Source organism: Ensifer sp. (assembly GCF_031989085.1).
GTDB lineage: Bacteria > Pseudomonadota > Alphaproteobacteria > Rhizobiales > Rhizobiaceae > Ensifer.
Genome location: NZ_DALZXU010000012.1, coordinates 76,974 through 94,556 on the forward strand (window position 1 = coordinate 76,974; position 17,583 = coordinate 94,556).

11 protein-coding genes are annotated in these 17,583 nt (G+C 64.3%); all 11 read right to left on the reverse strand.

Translation table 11 applies throughout. The features are described from left to right. Positions 1 to 61: 61 nt before the first annotated feature. The 11 genes from addA to chvI all read right to left on the reverse strand — a co-directional run bounded on the left by addA (position 62) and on the right by chvI (position 17,559). Positions 62 to 3,631, reverse strand: a complete 3,570-nt coding sequence (gene addA, locus RTP54_RS29030; RefSeq protein ID WP_312367413.1) for a double-strand break repair helicase AddA — start codon at positions 3,629 to 3,631, stop codon at positions 62 to 64. Continuing rightward, entirely contained in the window at positions 3,621 to 6,806 is a 3,186-nt protein-coding gene (addB, locus tag RTP54_RS29035; protein WP_312367415.1) for a double-strand break repair protein AddB, read from the reverse strand. Before addB ends, addA begins: the two co-directional genes overlap by 11 nt. Then, positions 6,803 to 7,534 carry a nucleotidyltransferase family protein gene (locus tag RTP54_RS29040; protein WP_112818203.1) on the reverse strand — a complete coding sequence of 244 codons (732 nt, stop codon included), beginning with the start codon at positions 7,532 to 7,534 and terminating at the stop codon, positions 6,803 to 6,805. The genes addB and RTP54_RS29040 overlap by 4 nt, the downstream gene beginning before the upstream one ends. A gap of 10 nt (positions 7,535 to 7,544) precedes the next feature. Beyond that, positions 7,545 to 9,056, reverse strand: coding sequence for a tRNA (adenosine(37)-N6)-threonylcarbamoyltransferase complex ATPase subunit type 1 TsaE (gene tsaE, locus RTP54_RS29045; protein WP_312367418.1), 1,512 nt, complete (start codon positions 9,054 to 9,056; stop codon positions 7,545 to 7,547). Further along, positions 9,056 to 11,536 (reverse strand): ATP-binding protein, encoded by a 2,481-nt coding sequence (locus RTP54_RS29050; RefSeq protein ID WP_112818201.1) that lies wholly within the window; start codon positions 11,534 to 11,536, stop codon positions 9,056 to 9,058. Before RTP54_RS29050 ends, tsaE begins: the two co-directional genes overlap by 1 nt. A gap of 303 nt (positions 11,537 to 11,839) precedes the next feature. Further along, a complete protein-coding gene (gene ahcY / locus RTP54_RS29055) occupies positions 11,840 to 13,240 on the reverse strand; it encodes an adenosylhomocysteinase (protein WP_112810532.1) in 1,401 nt (466 codons plus the stop codon). A 168-nt stretch (positions 13,241 to 13,408) separates the two neighbouring features. Then, positions 13,409 to 13,702, reverse strand: a complete 294-nt coding sequence (locus RTP54_RS29060) for an HPr family phosphocarrier protein (protein WP_162703582.1) — start codon at positions 13,700 to 13,702, stop codon at positions 13,409 to 13,411. Beyond that, positions 13,699 to 14,100 carry a PTS sugar transporter subunit IIA gene (locus tag RTP54_RS29065; RefSeq protein WP_112810501.1) on the reverse strand — a complete coding sequence of 134 codons (402 nt, stop codon included), beginning with the start codon at positions 14,098 to 14,100 and terminating at the stop codon, positions 13,699 to 13,701. Before RTP54_RS29065 ends, RTP54_RS29060 begins: the two co-directional genes overlap by 4 nt. A gap of 156 nt (positions 14,101 to 14,256) precedes the next feature. Beyond that, positions 14,257 to 14,715, reverse strand: a complete 459-nt coding sequence (locus tag RTP54_RS29070) for an HPr kinase/phosphorylase (protein ID WP_312367422.1) — start codon at positions 14,713 to 14,715, stop codon at positions 14,257 to 14,259. Further along, complete coding sequence (locus tag RTP54_RS29075) at positions 14,712 to 16,496, reverse strand: sensor histidine kinase (RefSeq protein WP_112810503.1); 1,785 nt, start codon at positions 16,494 to 16,496, stop codon at positions 14,712 to 14,714. The genes RTP54_RS29070 and RTP54_RS29075 overlap by 4 nt, the downstream gene beginning before the upstream one ends. A 334-nt stretch (positions 16,497 to 16,830) precedes the next feature. Then, positions 16,831 to 17,559: a two-component system response regulator ChvI gene (gene chvI, locus RTP54_RS29080; RefSeq protein ID WP_112810533.1), complete on the reverse strand. Its 729-nt coding sequence runs from the start codon at positions 17,557 to 17,559 to the stop codon at positions 16,831 to 16,833. Positions 17,560 to 17,583: the final 24 nt, after the last annotated feature.

Here is a 17,583-nt window from a genome sequence, read left to right on the forward strand (position 1 = left end):
CGGTGTCCAGATGTTGTGTCTCATGTGAGACTGCCCGGCTGGATTTTCAATATCGGGTATCTCACTTTGTCGCGAGGTCTTCAAGGCTCCTGTCCAGTAGCGCATCCTCAAGCAGGTGGATGACCGGGCCTTCCGTGAAGATCAGCGCGCACTGGAAGCGGTGTGCTGGGTAGAGCGGCCGCAGCAGTTCGCGATAGATCGCGAGCTGGGTCCTGTAGGTGATGGGCACATCATCCGGCGTTGCCGGCACGCTGCGGTTGGTCTTGAAGTCGGCGATGGTGACGACCCCATCCGCCACCGACAGCCGGTCGATCCGGCCGGAGACGGCAAATTCGCGTTTCCCAAGCTTCAGCGTGCCCATGACCGAGACTTCTGCACGACTTGCTTCGGAAAAAAGCGATTGCAGCTCGGCATGGTCGAGCACCTGCAGCACGGCGTCGCGCAGCCGCGCCCGCTCACCCTCGGGCCAGCGCGGCACCGAGCGGGAGAGGTAGCGGTCCGCCGCGGCCAGCCTATCCGAAAGGGGGATCGATGGCAGCACCTGCAGCAGCCGGTGCAGGATTGCCCCCCTCAACATGGAGAGATTGCCAGGCGATTTCTGCGAAAACAGCGCCGAGCCGACGATCAGGTCGCCTTCGTCCTCGTCGACGGCGATACCGACGCCCGATGGGCTGAGCGGTCGTGGCAAGCGCGGCGGCGGCGGCAACGGCGTGGAAAGCGCGATCGGCAGGCCGGTCTTTTCGGCCGTTGCGTGCTCGGCGGTTTCTCCGCCTGTCGGAACCTCGCGCGGCACATGCGTCTCGCGCCAGGCGTGCCCCGTCCATTCCTCATCACCGGCCTTGAACAGGACAGGCGTGCTGCGGCCGCTGTCGTCGACAGACAGGCTCGCCTGCACCATCGCGTGCCAGGTATCGGTGCTTGCCCGCTGCCCGCGATAGCCGCACACGATCAGCCGGTCGGCGGCCCGGGTCATGCCGACATAGAGCAGGCGTCGGTATTCTTCCTCGGCCAAGGTCTTCAGCCGCTCGCTGTCGGCGGCAACAAACGAGTTCGGTGCCGAGCCGGGTGCCCGCCAGACGGGCAGGGGATAGCTCGACCCGTCCGAAAGCGCCATTTCCAGGAAACGAAGATCGGGCACGTGCTGGGAGTTGAACGGCTTACCGCCGCCGTCGACCAGGAACACCACAGGCGCTTCCAGGCCTTTGGCCGCGTGCACCGTCATGATGCGGACTTCATCGCGTTCCTTGTCCTGCTCGCGCTTGACGGTCGGCGCCTCGATTTCGAGCGTCGACACGAAAGCCTGCAGGCCGGGCAGGCCGCTCCTTTCGTGCTCGAGCGCAAACGTCAGGAACTCGTCGAGGATATCGCTCACCTCGCTGCCGAGGCGGGCGAGAAACGCCGCGCGGCCGCCGTGGACCCCGAGCACGCGCGCGTAAAAATCATGCGGCGCCAGTTGCTGGGAAAGGGCGGCATAGCGAACAAGCGTCTTGACGGTTTCTTCGTGGACAGAGCTTTCCTCAGTGCCCGATTGCTGCAACCTCTGCCAGAGGCTGACGCCTTCGTCGCGCCTGGCCGCGAGTTCGAACAGTGCATCCTCGTCGAGGTTGAAGAGCGGGCTCTTCAACAGCGCCGCGAGCGACAGGTCGTCTTCCGGCAAGAGCATGAAGCGCCCGAGCGCCAGAAGGTCCTGGATGGCGATATGGCTTGTGAGAACCAGCCGGTCGGCGCCGGCGACGGGAATGTCGCTGCGGCGCTTCAGGGCGCGCGTCAGCGCATTGACGAAGGCGTCGCGCTTGCGCACGAGCACGATGACGTCGCCGGGGCGCATCGCGCGGCGCACGCCCTTCTCGATGATCGTCTCGTGCCCGATCCAGCTGTCGAGCACGGCCGCAATGCGCCGGGCGAGAATGTTGACCGGCGCCGTTTCCGGCGTCGCGTCGAAGGGGGCCGTCCATTCGTCGTCGGTTGCCGTCGGCTCGGCGGCGATCACGTCCCAGATGTCGACGGCACCGGGATGGCCGATCCGATTGGAGGCGTGCACGACGGCTTCGTTGCGGGCACTCAGCCCGCGCGCATGCACCGGGTTGGCAAAGACGGTATCGACGGCCGACAGCACGTCGACGGTGGAGCGGAAGGAAAGCTGCAGCCGGATCGGGCTGAACGCCTTGCCGCCGTCGCGCACTCGCCGCTCGGTCTCGATGCTTTCGCGCGAGAAGCGCTCGGGCCGCGCGCCCTGGAAGGAATAGATCGACTGCTTCTCGTCGCCGACGGCAAACATCGTTCGGTCGGTGCCGCGGGCGCTTTCGCCGGAGAAGAAATCCGTGGCCAGCGCCTGAATGATGGTCCATTGCGTCGGGCTGGTATCCTGTGCCTCGTCGACAAGAATGTGATCGATACCCTGGTCAAGCTTGTAGTGAACCCAGGCGCTGACATCGCCGCGCGCAAACAGGCTGGCGGTGCGATTGATCAGGTCCTCGAAATCGAGCTGGCTGCGGGTGCGCTTGAGCGCCTCATAGTCGCTGCTGAGCCGATCGGCGAGGGTCAGCGCCGACAGTGTCGCCTCGTACATCTGGACGATGCTCAACCGATCGGCGCACGCGATCACACGGTCACGGGCGGCTTCGACGAGCGCGAGCAGGTCTGGTGCGGCCTGAAGCATGGCCTTGTTGACGAAGGCTGAATCGGCGCGCGGCTTGCCGGTGCCGGTGAAAAACAGCTCCCGCAGGCCCTCGTAGCGCGCCATCGGGTCGGCAAGCTTGGCGGTTGACCGTAGCCCCTCGGCGAAGTCGAGCACCTTGGCGCCGCCGGCGCTGGCGGCAAGCGAGAGGTAGCGTTCGAGCGCCGGCCCGTTGAGCCCGGCAAGCGGCCAGGCGCTTTGAAGGATGCGCTCGACACTGTCCTCCGGTTCGAGCCTGAGGGCTGCGCGCAGCTGCACGGCGATGCCGCCATGGGCGTCTGCATGGTCGAGGAAGGCCTGGATCGCCGTGCGGTTGGAAACGATCGCGGCCAGCAGCTTTTCCAGCCCGGTGTCGTCGGCTAGCTCGAGCACGGTTGCGAACGCGTCGGCAAGCGGCCGATCGCCGTCCGCCGTCGTTGCCGTCAGCAGGGCACGGCGTGCATCCGCCAAGAGCACGGCCGCCGCCCGGTCGTCGAGCACCGAGAAGTGCCCGGCAACGTTTGCCTCCAGCGGAAACTGATGCAGCAGCGCCTCGCAAAACGCGTGGATGGTCTGGATCTTCAGGCCACCCGGGGTTTCGAGCGCGCGCGCAAACAGCCGTCGTGCTTCCTGCAGCTTCAGCCGCGAGGGCCGCTCGCCCTCGATGGCCTCGATGCGCCTTTCCAAGGCGTCGTCGTCGAGCGTCACCCATTCTGCAAGGCGCTCGAACACGCGGTTGGACATCTCCGACGCCGCCGCCTTGGTGTAGGTGAGGCAGAGAATGGCGGACGGCCTGCAGCCCGCAAGCAGCAGGCGGATGACGCGCTGCGTCAGCACATGGGTCTTGCCCGAGCCGGCATTGGCCGACACCCAGGCCGAGCGCGCCGGATCGGAGGCGAGCGACTGGCGCCGCGATGTCCAGTCGAGCCAGGCTTCCGGTGTCCCGTCGTCAGGGCCGGTGCTTTCATCCCTCATCGCTGTCATCCTCGCTGTCGGCGGTCGACCACTCGGCGACGCGGGCCAGATGGTCGTATTCGCCGCCGTAGTCGCGCTCCTTCTGGACGATGAGCCGCGAGGCAAAGCCGTGCCTACCCGACATCAATGCGGTCAGCAGCTTCCTCAGTTCGATGAGCGCATCGTCGGCCAGCTGATCGGCCGTTTTCGTTTCCTTCGCCCGGCTGTTCTCGTTGTTGACCGCTTCCGCATCGAAGCGGGAGCCGGGTTTCAGCCTGACATAAAGCAGCGATTGCGGGTGGGCCGGCCCCATGCTCTTGAACGCGCCCGCCTTCAGCGCCGCAGCTTCCAGCGCCAGCTGCGGATCGAGCAAGACCCGCGCTTCCCTGGCCGAAGGGCTGGAGCCGGTCTTGTAGTCGATGATCTCGACCGTCCCGTCGGTCAGCGTATCCAGCCGGTCGGCGATGCCGGTCAGGCGGATGTCGGCCACGCCAACATCCATCGATGCCGCAGCCTCGGTGAAGGACTTTCGCACAAATCGCGCGCGCTCCCGCTCCCACTTCAGGAAAGCCTTGCCGACGGCGGTAAAGCGCGGTCGCCAGATGGTGTCGATATGGGCGGGCAGGCGCTCTTCGTCGAAGGCTTCGTTGAGCAGGCGGACCATCGCCTCGTCGGCTGCCGGGGACTGGATGTCGAAACCGCCGCGCACGAAGCGGTCGACGATGCGGTGGTAGAGCGTGCCGCGCTCGGCCGCACCGGGATCGCTGTTGAATGGATCGAGCGGATGCAGCCGCAGGATCCGCCGGGCATAGATCGCATAGGGGTCGCGCCGGAGCCGCGAGACTTCGCTGAACGAATATTTGCGCGGCTGCAGGTCGGCAGGCGGCTTGGGGGCCGGACGTTCTGCCAGGGCCTGGCGACCACCCTTGTCGAGCATCCGCGCCCAAAGGAGGTAGTCGCTGCCGTTCGACCGGAGCGTATCTGCCAGTCGTTTGCCGCCGAGCGCCAGAAGGCGCTGCAGCCATCGCGATGCAACGGTTGGCGCCGACCCCTGCCGCATCGAGCGGGAAAAGATCAGCTTGCGTGTGCCGCAGGCCATCTGGAAGTCGTGCGCGAGCTGGCCGATGCGACGCTCCGGCGGTTCAAGCCCGATCCCGGTCTTCATCGTCCGCGACAGGAAGGGGTCGTTGGCGGTCTGTCCGGGCCAGTTGCCCTCGTTCATGCCGCCGAGCACCACCAGATCCATGCTCTGAAGGCGCGATTCCAGCGCGCCGAAGATGAAGACGCGGGGGTGGCGCATCGAGCGCGGCTTGACCGCTTCGCTGGCCGCAAGCGCTTCCATGATGTCGCACCATTGCGGCCCGTCGGCATCCATCTGGCCTTCGGTCTCGATGATGCCGCGCAAAAGCGTCGCCAAGGCCTCGCCCGCCTCGCCGGACCAGAGGCCGCTGAGGTCGGCCCGTTCATCGCCGCAAACCGATTCCAGCGCCTGGCCCGTTCGTGTCGCCCACTCGGCAAAGGTGAATGTCTCGGAAAAGGGGCGGCGTCCGTCGCTGCGCCGAACGAGGGCGCCGGCGAGTGGGTCGGTTGCCGCCTTTACCCGGTTCGCGAGATCCTTTGCCGCAAGGATGTCGTCCTCGGTGATGCCGATGCGCCATTCCGGCGGATGGCGATCGACCCTGTGATTGGCGACCGCCTTCTCAAGCAACGGCTCCAGCAGCGCGATGTCGGCGATTTCGGTGCCGCTGCGCAGCGCCAGCCGCTCCAGCACATCGCCGCTGCGGCGCATGTCCGTTTTCGACAGGCCGAAGCGCGCCAACGGATGTTTGAACAGCGCCACCAGCGGCACGGGATCGCCAGGACGCAGGCTCGCCTCCAGCAGAAGCCGCATCAGCGTGCCGGCTGACGTCGAGGCGAGTGGTGTGCCGGCCGAATCGTCGGCCTCGATGTCGAAGCGCGCCAGTTCCGCGCCGACGCGGCGCGCCAGATTGCGATCCGGGGTGATCAACGCTGCCTGGCTGTCGTCACTGCCATGGAGCGCCAGCCTGAGCGCAATCGCAATCGCGGTTGCCTCCTCGCGCTCGTTGGCGGTCTCGATCAGGGCAACGTCGCCAAAGGCTCGCAGCAGGGTCTCGGGCTCAAGCGCGTTGCGGGTCTCGGTCCAGCCATTGGTCGCCTTGGCGGGCAGAAGTGCGTGCGACAGGATCTCGCTGCGATCGGTCAATCCGGCATCGGCCTCGCCGAGGATCGAAACCTCGCGGCGCTCGACCTGCATGCGCTGCAGCAGGCGGTGGAAGCCATATTGCGGATGACTGCGGCTTGCAGGATCTGGACGGCCGGCGGCGACCGTCTCGCCGATGATCATGCCCCATTCCGCATCGCTCATCGTCCGGTCGAGCCCAGGCAACACGATCGTGCCGTTGGGCAGCTTCTGGACTGCTGCAATCAGGGCCGCCGTCGCCGGGATCGAGCCGGTCGATCCGGCGATGACGATCGGCCCCTTCAGCGCGCCGGCAGCGATGCGCTGCGTCTCCGCCTGCAGGATGGCGTTGCGATGCCGGGCCGGCGAGGATTGCTTCAGCTCTTCCAGCCGTTCCGGCCAGTAGACCCGGGCGATCTTCAGGAATTCGAGCGTCAGCTGCCACCAGAGCGCATGTTCGCCGGCATCGAGATTGTCGAGTTCGTCCCAGTCGAGCTCCTCGGTCTCCATCGCGTCGACGAGTTCGGCGAGGTTGCGCGCCAGCCAGATCGCGTCTGCCGGGCTTGCCGGGGCGATCAGCGGGCTCTCGGCGTGAATGTCCAGCACCACCTTCGGCAGGCGGTTTCGCCAGGCGAGAATCAGTCGGCCGAGTTCGATCAGGCGCGCGGTGCCGGGCAGCGGCGGCGCCAGGTCGAGGATCGCCGGCACTTCGGCATCGAAGAAGCCGCTGTCGTCGTCGGTTTCACCGAGTGCGCGGATCGTCGGCAGGATCGCCGAACCGCCGCCGAGCAGGTCGACGAATTCCGAACGCAGCACGCGGGCGGACCGGCGCGTCGGAACGAAAATCGTTACGCCGGCCAGCGGCAGCGGATCGGCGGGGTCGTAGCGGAAATCTGGCGTCAGCGTGCCGTCGCAGAGCGTGCGCGCGAGCGTCTTCAGGAAGGGCAGGCCCGGCGGGATGGTGAAGACGTTTGGTGCGCGCAAGGACACGATCATCCCCCCGGCTGATAGCGGCGGATTGCGGCTTCGGCGTCCTCGATTGCTTCCGGCGTCCCGACGGTCATCCAGTGGCCGTCAAGCACGATGCCGAATAGCCGGCCGGATGCGATCGCCCGGTCAAAATAGATGTTGAGGTTGAATGCGTCATCCGGTGCATCGGCAAACAGCGTCTTGTCGAGCGCAATCGCGCCGGCATAGACGACGGGATTGTCCATGCCTTCGGCATAGCGCACCAGCCGCCCGTCCGCGCCGAGCGAAAAATCCTTCTTACCATTGTGTCCGGTCGTATCCTCGTCGCGCACGCAAAGCAGCGCCATGTCCATCCGGGCCGGATCGAAGAAACTGGCAAGCCGTGCGAGATTGCTGGGGCCATCGGCGTTCTCGCCGATCCAGAATAGATCGGCATTCATCACCAGGACTGGCCCATCGGCCAGCAGCTTCAGACCCTTGGCCAGCCCGCCGCCGGAATTCATCAGCCCGTCGCGCTCGTCGGAAATGACGATCTCGGGTGCCGAGCGCTGCGCCAGATGCGTCTCCATCTGGTCGGCGAAATGGTGCACGTTGACGGCGGCCGTGGTGACGCCGGCGTCGACAAGCAGATCGAGCACGTAGTCGATCATCGGCTTGCCGGCGATCTTCACCAGTGGCTTGGGGATGGTGTTGGTGATCGGGCGCAGACGGGTACCGAGGCCCGCGGCGAGCACCATCGCATTGCTGATCGACATTGCTTCTCTGTCAGTTCGCTGATTCGGGACCGATTAGTCCCGTCTTCATACACCAGTCGCGCAAGGGTTTCAGCGCCTCGTGGCGGAGGGCGACTTCAAGATAGGCGAAAGTGCGCGGCATGTGCTTCATGTAGACGGGTTTGCCGTCCCTCTGCATCAGCCGGACCCATATGCCGACGAGCTTGCAGTTGCGCTGCGCCGACATCAGGTGCCAGTCGCGCAGGAACAGTGCCTCGTCGAACGGGCCGGCGGCACGGCGATCGGCGAGATAGGCATCCATCATCTGGTGCGCCAGCGCCGGCTCGATCGTCACCCGGGCGTCCTGCACCAGCGATGCCACGTCATAGGCGGTCGGCCCGATCATCGAGTCCTGGAAATCGATCAGTCCGATCCGCTGGATACCGTCCTGCTCCGCACGCCAGATGATGTTCGGCGAATGAAAATCCCGCAGCAGCAGGTTCTTTTCGGACGTCTCGACGAGGTCGATCAGCCCATCCCAGATCGCAGCGTATTCCTGCTTTTCCGGTTCCGTCGCCGGCGTGCCACGCTTCCACGGCAGATACCAGTCGATGAGAAGCCGCGTCTCGATCTTCATCGCCGTGCGGTCGAAGTCCGGGATATGGTGTTCGACACCGCCGGCAAGCACGATCTCGCGCCTGGCCGGTGCAGCGTGAAGCCGGGCGAGCAGGCGCGCGCTTTCGACATAGCGCGCCTCGATCGGCGCGCCGTCTTCATCGAGTATGCCGTCCGAGCCGAGGTCCTCGATCAGCAGGATGCCCTGGTCGAGATCGCGCGCGTAGATCGCCGGTGCTGCGAAGTCGCGCTCGCGGAGCAGCTCGTCGATGGCGACGAAGGGGATCACGTCCTCGGCGATATGCGCAAGTTGCTGGTAGTATTTGCCGTCCTGAAGGATCGGACCTGGCTTGTGCCGCGCCGCATCCATCAGGATCCTGACCGGATGCCCGTCCCGGCCGTCGACGCGCTCATAGGCCCGGACCGACGCGTCGCCGCTCAGATGTCGGCGTCGTGCGTCTCGAAATCCGTTTTCCGTCAGGAAGTCGCGGATCGCCAGCGTGCGGGCAATGCGCTCAAGGGCATTGTCTGGACCGGAGATACTGACCGATCGTCCGGTCGCCTCATGGCTAATCGACAAAACGATGCGGTTCGCCGGCAAAGCCTCTTCGGCTCTCTCGGGCCATTCCACGAGACAGACGCCGAGGGACAGCGCCTCGTCGAAACCGAGTTCGTCGAGTTCGCTGGCATGGCCGAGGCGATAGAGGTCGAAATGGGCGACGGGAATGCGCAGTTCGTAACTCTGCACCAGGGTAAAGGTCGGGCTCGGAACTTCGAGGGTGTCATCGTCGGCAATGGCGCGCAGGAAGGCGCGCGCGAGCGTCGATTTGCCGGCTCCGAGATCGCCCGACAGCGCCAGGCAGTCGCCCGGCTTCAGCGCCAGGGCGAGGTCTTCGCCCAACTGGATCGTGGCGGCCTCGTCCTCCAGAAAGCGGGTGATCGGCTGCATTATTCCGCCGCGACGATCTTCGGGATCTCTGCCGAAGGAATGCGGCAGCTGACTTCGGTGCCTTCGCCCTCGCGGCTGCGGATCGATACGGTGCCGTGGTGAAGGCTGACAAAGCTCTCGACGATCGACAGGCCGAGGCCGGCGCCGCCGCGCTGACCATGGCTTTCGAAGCGATTGAACACGGTATCGAGCACATCCTGCGGAATGCCGGGGCCAGTGTCGGAAACGGAAAAGACGAAGTCTCCGCCCTCGCGCCGGCAGGCAAGTTCGATGACGCTGCCGTCAGGCGCAAAGTTGGCGGCGTTGGTCAATAGCTTGATGAAGATCTGCTTCAGTCGCTGCTGGTCGGCGACCATGCGGCCAAGATTGTCCGGCGCCGCGATGCGCAGGGTCACGCCGCCTTCGACCAGCCGGTCTGCCATCTGGTGGGCGATGTCGTCGAGGAAATCGGTGAGGTTGATCTCGGACATGTCGAGTTCGACGATGCCGGCGTCAACGGTCGCGAGATCGAGAATATCGTTGACGATGGTCAGGAGCAGCGACGAGGAGGTGGCGATATGGTCGACATACTCCGCCTGTCTATCGTTGAGATCGCCGAAGGCCGGCGTCTTCAACAGATCCGCAAAGCCGATGATGTTGGTCAGCGGCGAGCGCAACTCGTAGGAGACGTGGTGGACGAAATCGTTCTTCAGCGCGTCGGCCTTGCGCAGCGCGTCATTCTTCTCGGTGAGCGCCCGCTCGACCCGCACACTGTCGGTGATGTTGACGAAGGTCAGCATCGTCTGGGCGTTCGGCAGCGGAATGACGGCGAAATCGAGGATCAGGCCGGTGCGCAGTTCGAGAATGCCGCGGCTCGAAGGCCTTTCGTCATCGAAACTGGTGATGATGTGGGAGAACCGCTTCCAACCATCAGGCTGGTCATAGGACATCAGGCAGGCCTGCTCGATCGCGCGGATATGGGTGCCGGGTTTCGCCTCGGTCTCGTTGATGCCCCAGATCGCCCGGAAGGCCGGGTTGGAAAGCCGGATGCGGCCGTCGGGACCGAACACCGCCACGCCTTCGGCAAGATGGTCGATGGTCTCGCCCTGCACCTGCACCAGCGTGTTGTAGCGAGTTTCCAGATCGACCTTCTCGGTCAGGTTCTCGAACACCCAGGTTACACCGCCCTGCGGCCGTGCCGTGGCAAACACCCGCAAGGTCTGGCCGTTCGGCAGGTGCCAGAGGTCGGATTGGGTATCGAGCGCCTGGTAGACGGACAGCGCGGTCGCCTTCCACTGTTTCCAGTTGAGCTGTTCCGGCAACTGGCCGCCCGAGCGCAGGCGGTCGAGCACTTCGCCATTGTCCGGCTTGCGCTCGAGGAAGCCCATGTCCAGGTTCCAGAGGCGCTGGAAAGCCTGGTTGTAGAACTGCAGACGCTGATTGCCGTCGAAGATGGCGACGGGAGTCGCCAGATGGTCGAGCGTTTCCGCGTGGCTCTTGAGGGTGCGTGTGAGTTCTTCGCGCACGGCTTCGACGCCGGAGACATCGATGGCGATGCCGGTCGTTCCGGCCGGGCTGCGCGCGTCGACGACGTCGAAGAAGGTTCGGTTGCCCTTGACCACTGTCGATAGCTTGTCGCGGAAAGGCGCGTCGAAGGTCGAAACGGCGCGGATCTTTTCGCGCGCGATCGTCGCCAGCAGTTCGCGACCTTCGGCGATGGCCGCTGCGACATTCGGCGCCTCCACGGCGTCGGCATAGGCTTCGTTGACCCAGCTGAGCGCGCCGTCGGTGCCGCGTTGCCAGACCGGCAGGTCGATGGCGTCGAGCAGCGTGCGGAAGGACATCAGCGAATTGTTGAGGCGATCGCGCTCGAGCTTCAGCTCGGCGAGTTCCGCCCGCATGTTGTTGAGCGCAATGAAACGCACGAATGCGCGTCCACCGGAAACACGGCCCTGGGCCTCCAGGATCTCGTTGCGCTGCGTTTCCAGCACCAGATCGAAGCTGCGCGCATCGGTGCGCAGGGCATCGATGGCCTTTTCCAGTTCGCTGGCGGAGTTGCCCTTGACCCAGCGTCCGAACGCCAGAAATTCGCGATCGTCCGCCGGCGCGCCGGTTTCTGCCGGCAGCTGGCCCAGCAGTTCGGGCCGCTCGGCAAGGCCGTCCCAGATGACGATGCGGCGGTTCTTGTCGGCAATGAGCGCCTGGAAGCGCGAAAGACGTTGGTTGGCGTCGGAGAGGTCGGAGCGAAGCTCGCGGTTTTCCGCTTCGATGTTGCCGCGTTGCCGGATCAGCCAGATGGCCGAGATCATTGCCGCGGAAATGACGCCTATGAGAACGGAAAAGGTGACGACTTCCGAGGAGCCGAAGATATTCGCCTTCTGTACGGTGACCTGGGCGACCGCGTCCGTTGCGGCAAACAGTGCCGTGCAGGCCATCAGACGGCGCAGGATGACCGGGGCTCTGCGGCGTACGCCCGATGTGGTTTCGTGTGCTTTTGTCATGGCGCTGCCGTCCCCGTCTGTCCGAAGGGTGCTGCCGGCCCTGTCGTGCCATGCGCCGTCCCGGCGATCCCCTGAAGGGTTCGCGTCAGTTCTGGTTGCATCCCCGGTCTGTCTCCGTCTGTTTGCCGCTTGCCGACAAGACATCCCACTCGCAATGCCCGAAGGTCCGCACCGGCATCACGAATCAATGGGTTAGAGCATACTTCTTAGTCGAATCGCCGGGAAGGGAGCCGCCCAAAAAAGAGGCCGCGTTCTCTTGTCAAGAACGCGGCCACAACATGTTGTGGATTGCCCGGGTAAGGACTAGTACCGGTAGTGTTCGGCCTTGAACGGGCCCTGCTGGCCAACGCCGATATAGTCAGCCTGTTCCTTCGACAGCTCGGACAGCTTGGCGCCGAGCTTGTTCAGGTGCAGGCGAGCGACCTTCTCGTCGAGTGCCTTCGGCAGAACGTAGACTTCGTTCTTGTAGTTCTCGCCCTTGGTGAAGAGCTCGATCTGGGCCAGCGTCTGGTTGGTGAACGAGGCGGACATCACGAAGGACGGGTGACCGGTGGCGTTGCCGAGGTTGAGCAGGCGGCCTTCCGACAGAAGGATCATGCGGTTGCCCTTCGGGAACTCGATCATGTCGACCTGCGGCTTGATGTTCGTCCACTTCAGGTTCCGCAGCGCGGAAACTTGAATTTCGTTGTCGAAGTGGCCGATATTGCCGACGATCGCCATGTCCTTCATCTCGCGCATGTGGTCCATGCGGATGACGTCCTTGTTGCCGGTCGTCGTGATGAAGATGTCGGCAGACGAAACGACGTCTTCCAGCTGGACGACTTCGAAACCGTCCATGGCGGCCTGAAGCGCGCAGATCGGGTCGACTTCCGTGACCTTGACGCGGGCGCCTGCGCCCGAGAGCGAAGCGGCCGAACCCTTGCCGACGTCGCCATAACCGCAGACGACGGCAACCTTGCCGGCCATCATCACGTCGGTTCCGCGGCGGATGCCGTCGACCAGCGATTCCTTGCAGCCGTACTTGTTGTCGAACTTCGACTTGGTGACGCTGTCGTTGACGTTGATCGCCGGGAAGGGCAGCAGGCCCTTGGCCTGGAGCTGGTACAGGCGGTTGACACCGGTCGTGGTTTCTTCGGTCACGCCCTTGATGGCGTCGCGCTGCTTGGTGAACCAGCCCGGCGAAGCGGCAAGGCGCTTCTTGATCTGCGCGACGAGGATCTCTTCTTCTTCCGAACCCGGGTTGGAGAGAACATCTTCGCCGGCTTCGGCGCGGGCGCCGAGCAGGATGTACATGGTGGCGTCGCCGCCGTCGTCCAGGATCATGTTGGAGACGCCGCCGTCAGCCCACTGGAAGATCTGGTCGGTGTAGGTCCAGTATTCCTCGAGCGATTCGCCCTTGACCGCGAAGACCGGGATGCCGCTGGCAGCAATCGCCGCCGCTGCGTGATCCTGGGTCGAGAAGATGTTGCACGAAGCCCAGCGGATGTCGGCGCCGAGAGCAGCGAGCGTCTCGATCAGCACGGCGGTCTGGATCGTCATGTGCAGCGAACCGGTGATCCGGGCGCCCTTGAGCGGCTTGGATGCGCCGAACTCTTCGCGGCAGGCCATCAGGCCCGGCATTTCAGTTTCGGCGATCGTGATTTCCTTGCGGCCGAAATCGGCAAGACCGATGTCGGCGACGATGTAATCCTGAGTGGTGGTCATGAAATTCTCCAGGCTGATCTTTTCAAGCCGCTCTGGCCCTCTGGCCATCCGGCGGCACGACTATGCCTCCCGCGCATTGCATCGCGGTGAGAGTGCCATGGATCTATCAGGAATCCCGGGGGAGGGCAACCTCGATATAAAGAAGTCTTTATATCTTTATATTGTCGGTCACATCTCTTCGCCGAACTTGTCGCGCACCAGCGCGTCGAGCGCATTCAGCGCCTCTTCGGCCTGCGCGCCGCTTGCGGTGACGCAGACGCTGGAGCCGGTGCTGGCGGCCAGCATCATCAGGCCCATGATCGATGTGCCCCCGACCGTGCTGCCGTCCTTCGATACGGTGATCTCGGCATCGAAGGCCTCGACCGTCTGCACGAACTTTGCCGAAGCGCGGGCATGGAGCCCCCGTTTGTTGACGATGAGGAGGTCGCGGGTCAGCGACATGCCGGGGCGATGGTCCATCATTTTCCGCTCAGGACCCGGCTGGCGACGTTGATATACTTGCGGCCTGCCTCCGAGGCTTCCGCGAGCGCCTTGTCCATGTCGCTTTCGCCACGCACGCCGGCGAGCTTGATCAGCATCGGCAGGTTGACGCCGGCGATGACTTCCACGGTGCCGCTGCGCATGACGGAGATGGCGAGGTTCGAAGGCGTACCGCCGAACATGTCGGTAAGAATGATGACGCCATGGCCCTCGTCGACGGTGGTGACGGCGTCGAGGATATCCTGCCGACGCTGATCCATGTCGTCCTCGGGGCCGATGCAAACGGTCTCGATAGCTTTTTGCGGACCGACGACATGCTCGAGCGCATGCCGGAATTCCTCAGCCAGCTTGCCATGGGTGACAAGCACAAGTCCGATCATGGGTATCTTTTCTCCGACTGCACGCGCAATTCACTGATGGTCAGATATCGCAATGCAGCAATTTCGTCCACCTGTTGGGGCGGTCATCTTGGCAAGGAAAAGGCGAAGTGCAAGCCAAAAATGCCGAAAAACCAGCCCGGTTGCCTGCAACTATAGCTAAAATCCTAATTTTTCGGGTAGCAGCGCTCTCAGAACGGCAAGCATATGCACGCCACTTTCAATGGGGACGCGAACAATCGGCAGGCTGCCACCCACAGGCAGGGGAAACGTCTCGTTCTCAGGCGGCATGCGCGGGTCGAAAGGCGGGCTTACGGGCAGAATTGCCCAGTTCATCACCGCGGCAGCGACCGTCTCGACCCTGGCAATGCCGGCGCCTCGGACCTCGATCAGCCCTTCGATCGACGCCGGGCAACGGGCGACGATCCTGCCATGTTCCATCGACAGGTCGACACGGTCGTCGGCAACCAGTGCGGCAAAATGGCCCATCTGCCTGGCGGCCGAGATGCAGGAAAGCGCCAGCCTCGATTTTCCGGTGCCGGAAGGGCCGATGATCAGGAAACCGGTCGTTCCAAGCACGATCGCGGTGCCGTGAACGTTGCGACCGGTCGCTGTCACGCGTGCGGCTCGGCGGGAAGGGAAAGCACGAAGCGGGCGCCGACGATCTGTCCGTCGGGCCCCATGATGTTTTCGGCCTTCAGCGTGCCGCCGTGCGCTTCGGCGATCTGCCTGGAGATCGACAGGCCGAGGCCGGAGTTCTGGCCGAAGTCTTCGCCATCAGGGCGGTCAGTGTAGAAACGCTCGAAGATCCGGTCGATGTCTTCCGCCTGGATGCCGGGACCATTGTCCTCGACATAGACCAGGCAGCGAGACCGCGAACGGGTGAGGCGCACGACGATGCGGCCGCCCTGTTCGGGCACGAAGGAGCGGGCGTTTTCGATCAGGTTGGTGATGATCTGGCCGATGCGCAGTTCGTAACCGTTGATAGCGAAGCGCGCCTTGGGACTGTCCTTGCGGTCGATGACGAAGTCGAGCAGCACCGGCTTCTTCTTGCTGCGGATCTGTCGGGAAATATCGACAAGATCGCCGAGCAGCTTTTCCAGGTCGACCACCTTGGCATCGCTGCGCGCCAGTTCGGCGTCGAGCCGCGATGCGTCGGAGATGTCGCTGATCAGGCGATCGAGGCGGCGCACGTCATGCTGGATGACGTCGGTCAACCGCTTCTTCGATTCCTCGGTGCGCGCAAGCGGCAAGGTCTCGACGGCGCTGCGCAGCGAGGTCAGCGGGTTCTTCAGCTCGTGGCTGACGTCGGCGGCGAAATTCTCGATCGCGGCGATCCGGTCGTAAAGCGCCGTCGTCATTTCGCGCAGCGCGATCGAGAGATTGCCGATTTCGTCCTGTCGCGACGAGAAATCCGGGATTTCCTCGCGCTCCTTGGCGCCGCCGCGGCGCACCCGGATGGCGGCCGCTGCCAGGCGCCGCAGCGGATTGGCGATGGTTGACGACAGAAGCAGCGAAAGAATCACGTTGACGAGGGCAGCCACCCCGAACACCCGGATGATGGCGAGGCGCTCGGCATGGACGAACTTGTCGATATCGCCCGGCTGGGTGGAGAGCAGCAGCACGCCGAGAACGGCGCGGGACCGTTGCACCGGCACGGCAACCGAGACGATGACCTCGCCCTTTTCCGTGACTCGGCGAACGGCGCCGCGCACGCCGGTCAAAGCGTTCATGACCTCGGGATAGATCGACCCGTTGCCGCCGGGCGGCTCCTTGTAAAGCGTCAGGTCGCCCGGCAGCAGCAGCCTGTTGAGCCAGCTCCCGAATTTTTCTTCAAGCCCTGTGGTTTCGGGATCGATGGGCGGCAGGTCGAAGCGCAGCACCTGGCCGCCGCTATAGAGATGGCGCGAATCGAGCAGCAGGTCGGCGTCCGCGTCGAACAGGCGCGCGCGTGTGCGGGTCGGAGAGATCAGCCGCCGCAGAACTGGCGCGACCCGCTCCTGGATGATCGGAAAATCCAGGTCCTCGTCACTCGGCAACGGCGTGATGCTCTGGCCGGCCTGCAGTTCGAGCAGCTTTTCGGGGTCGATGGTGATCGAGTTGGTGTCGACCGAGGCGGAGGCAGAGATCGCGCCCGCAATGATTTCGCCCTGCGTCAGCAGGCTTTCGACGCGGGCGTCGGTCAGCCCCTCTCGGAACTGGTTGAGATACATGATCCCGCCGACCAGGACCACCAGCGCGACGAGGTTGAAGAAGACGATGCGTCGCGTCAGGCTGGAAAAGACGGCGTTGCCGAACAGGCGGCGAATAAGCGTGAAGGAATAGGCCCAGCGCCGGCCGTTGCGGGCCGTTGCCCGTCCGTCAAGCTCGTCGATATCGCCTTGCAAGACTTCCACCAAGTCTTCCGCTCCCGTAGCGGATCATTCCCGCCGTATTTTCCGGTTGCGACCAAGCGTTGCCGGTATGCCCGGTCTCGCAGGTCTGTTGATGTTCTTTTCTGGTCTTCGGTCTCGTGGCTCCGATGCCACCGGCCGAGCCAAGCGGCGGGTCGAAGCCTGCCCGCCGTCGCATCGGTTCTGAATGCTCCACAAACGACGCGATGGCAAGTCCCGCAACGCCGCGGGTCATACATGGTCGCGCGAAGGACGCTGTGGCCGGGAGGGACCGCTGCAGGTCTTTCTCCTCGAACCGGTGTCGGTTCAAGCAGTCACCCGGCAGCGGCTTAGAGGCGGTTTAAGCCATCTCGCGGAAGCGGTAGCCGACGCCATACAGCGTCTCGATCATGTCGAAATCGTTGTCGACCATCTTGAACTTCTTGCGCAGCCGCTTGATGTGGCTGTCGATGGTGCGGTCGTCGACATAGACCTGCTCGTCATAGGCCGCATCCATCAGCGCGTCGCGGCTCTTGACCACGCCCGGGCGCTGGGCAAGCGAGTGAAGAATGAGAAACTCGGTGACCGTCAGGGTGACCGGCTCGTTTTTCCAGGTGCAGGTATGGCGCTCCTGGTCCATGGCCAGCTGTCCGCGCTCCAACGAGCGGGTCGGCGTGTCGGAGGACTTCGGTGCGCCGGTGGCGCCGCCGGCTGCCGCCGCTTCGCGGTTGGCCGCCCGTCGCAGGATCGCCTTGACGCGCTCGACCAGCAGGCGCTGCGAGAACGGCTTGGTGATGAAATCGTCGGCACCCATCTTCAGGCCGAAGAGCTCGTCGATCTCCTCGTCCTTCGACGTCAGGAAGATCACCGGCAGATCCGACTTCTGGCGCAGGCGCCGCAGCAGTTCCATGCCGTCCATGCGCGGCATCTTGATGTCGAAGATCGCGAGCTGCGGCGGCCGGGCCAGGAGGCCTTCAAGCGCGGAGGCGCCGTCCGTGTAGGTCTCGACCTTGTAGCCTTCAGCTTCAAGCGCGATGGATACGGACGTCAGGATATTCCGGTCATCATCGACAAGCGCGATGGTCTGCATCGTGTTCAACTCCGTCATTTGAGG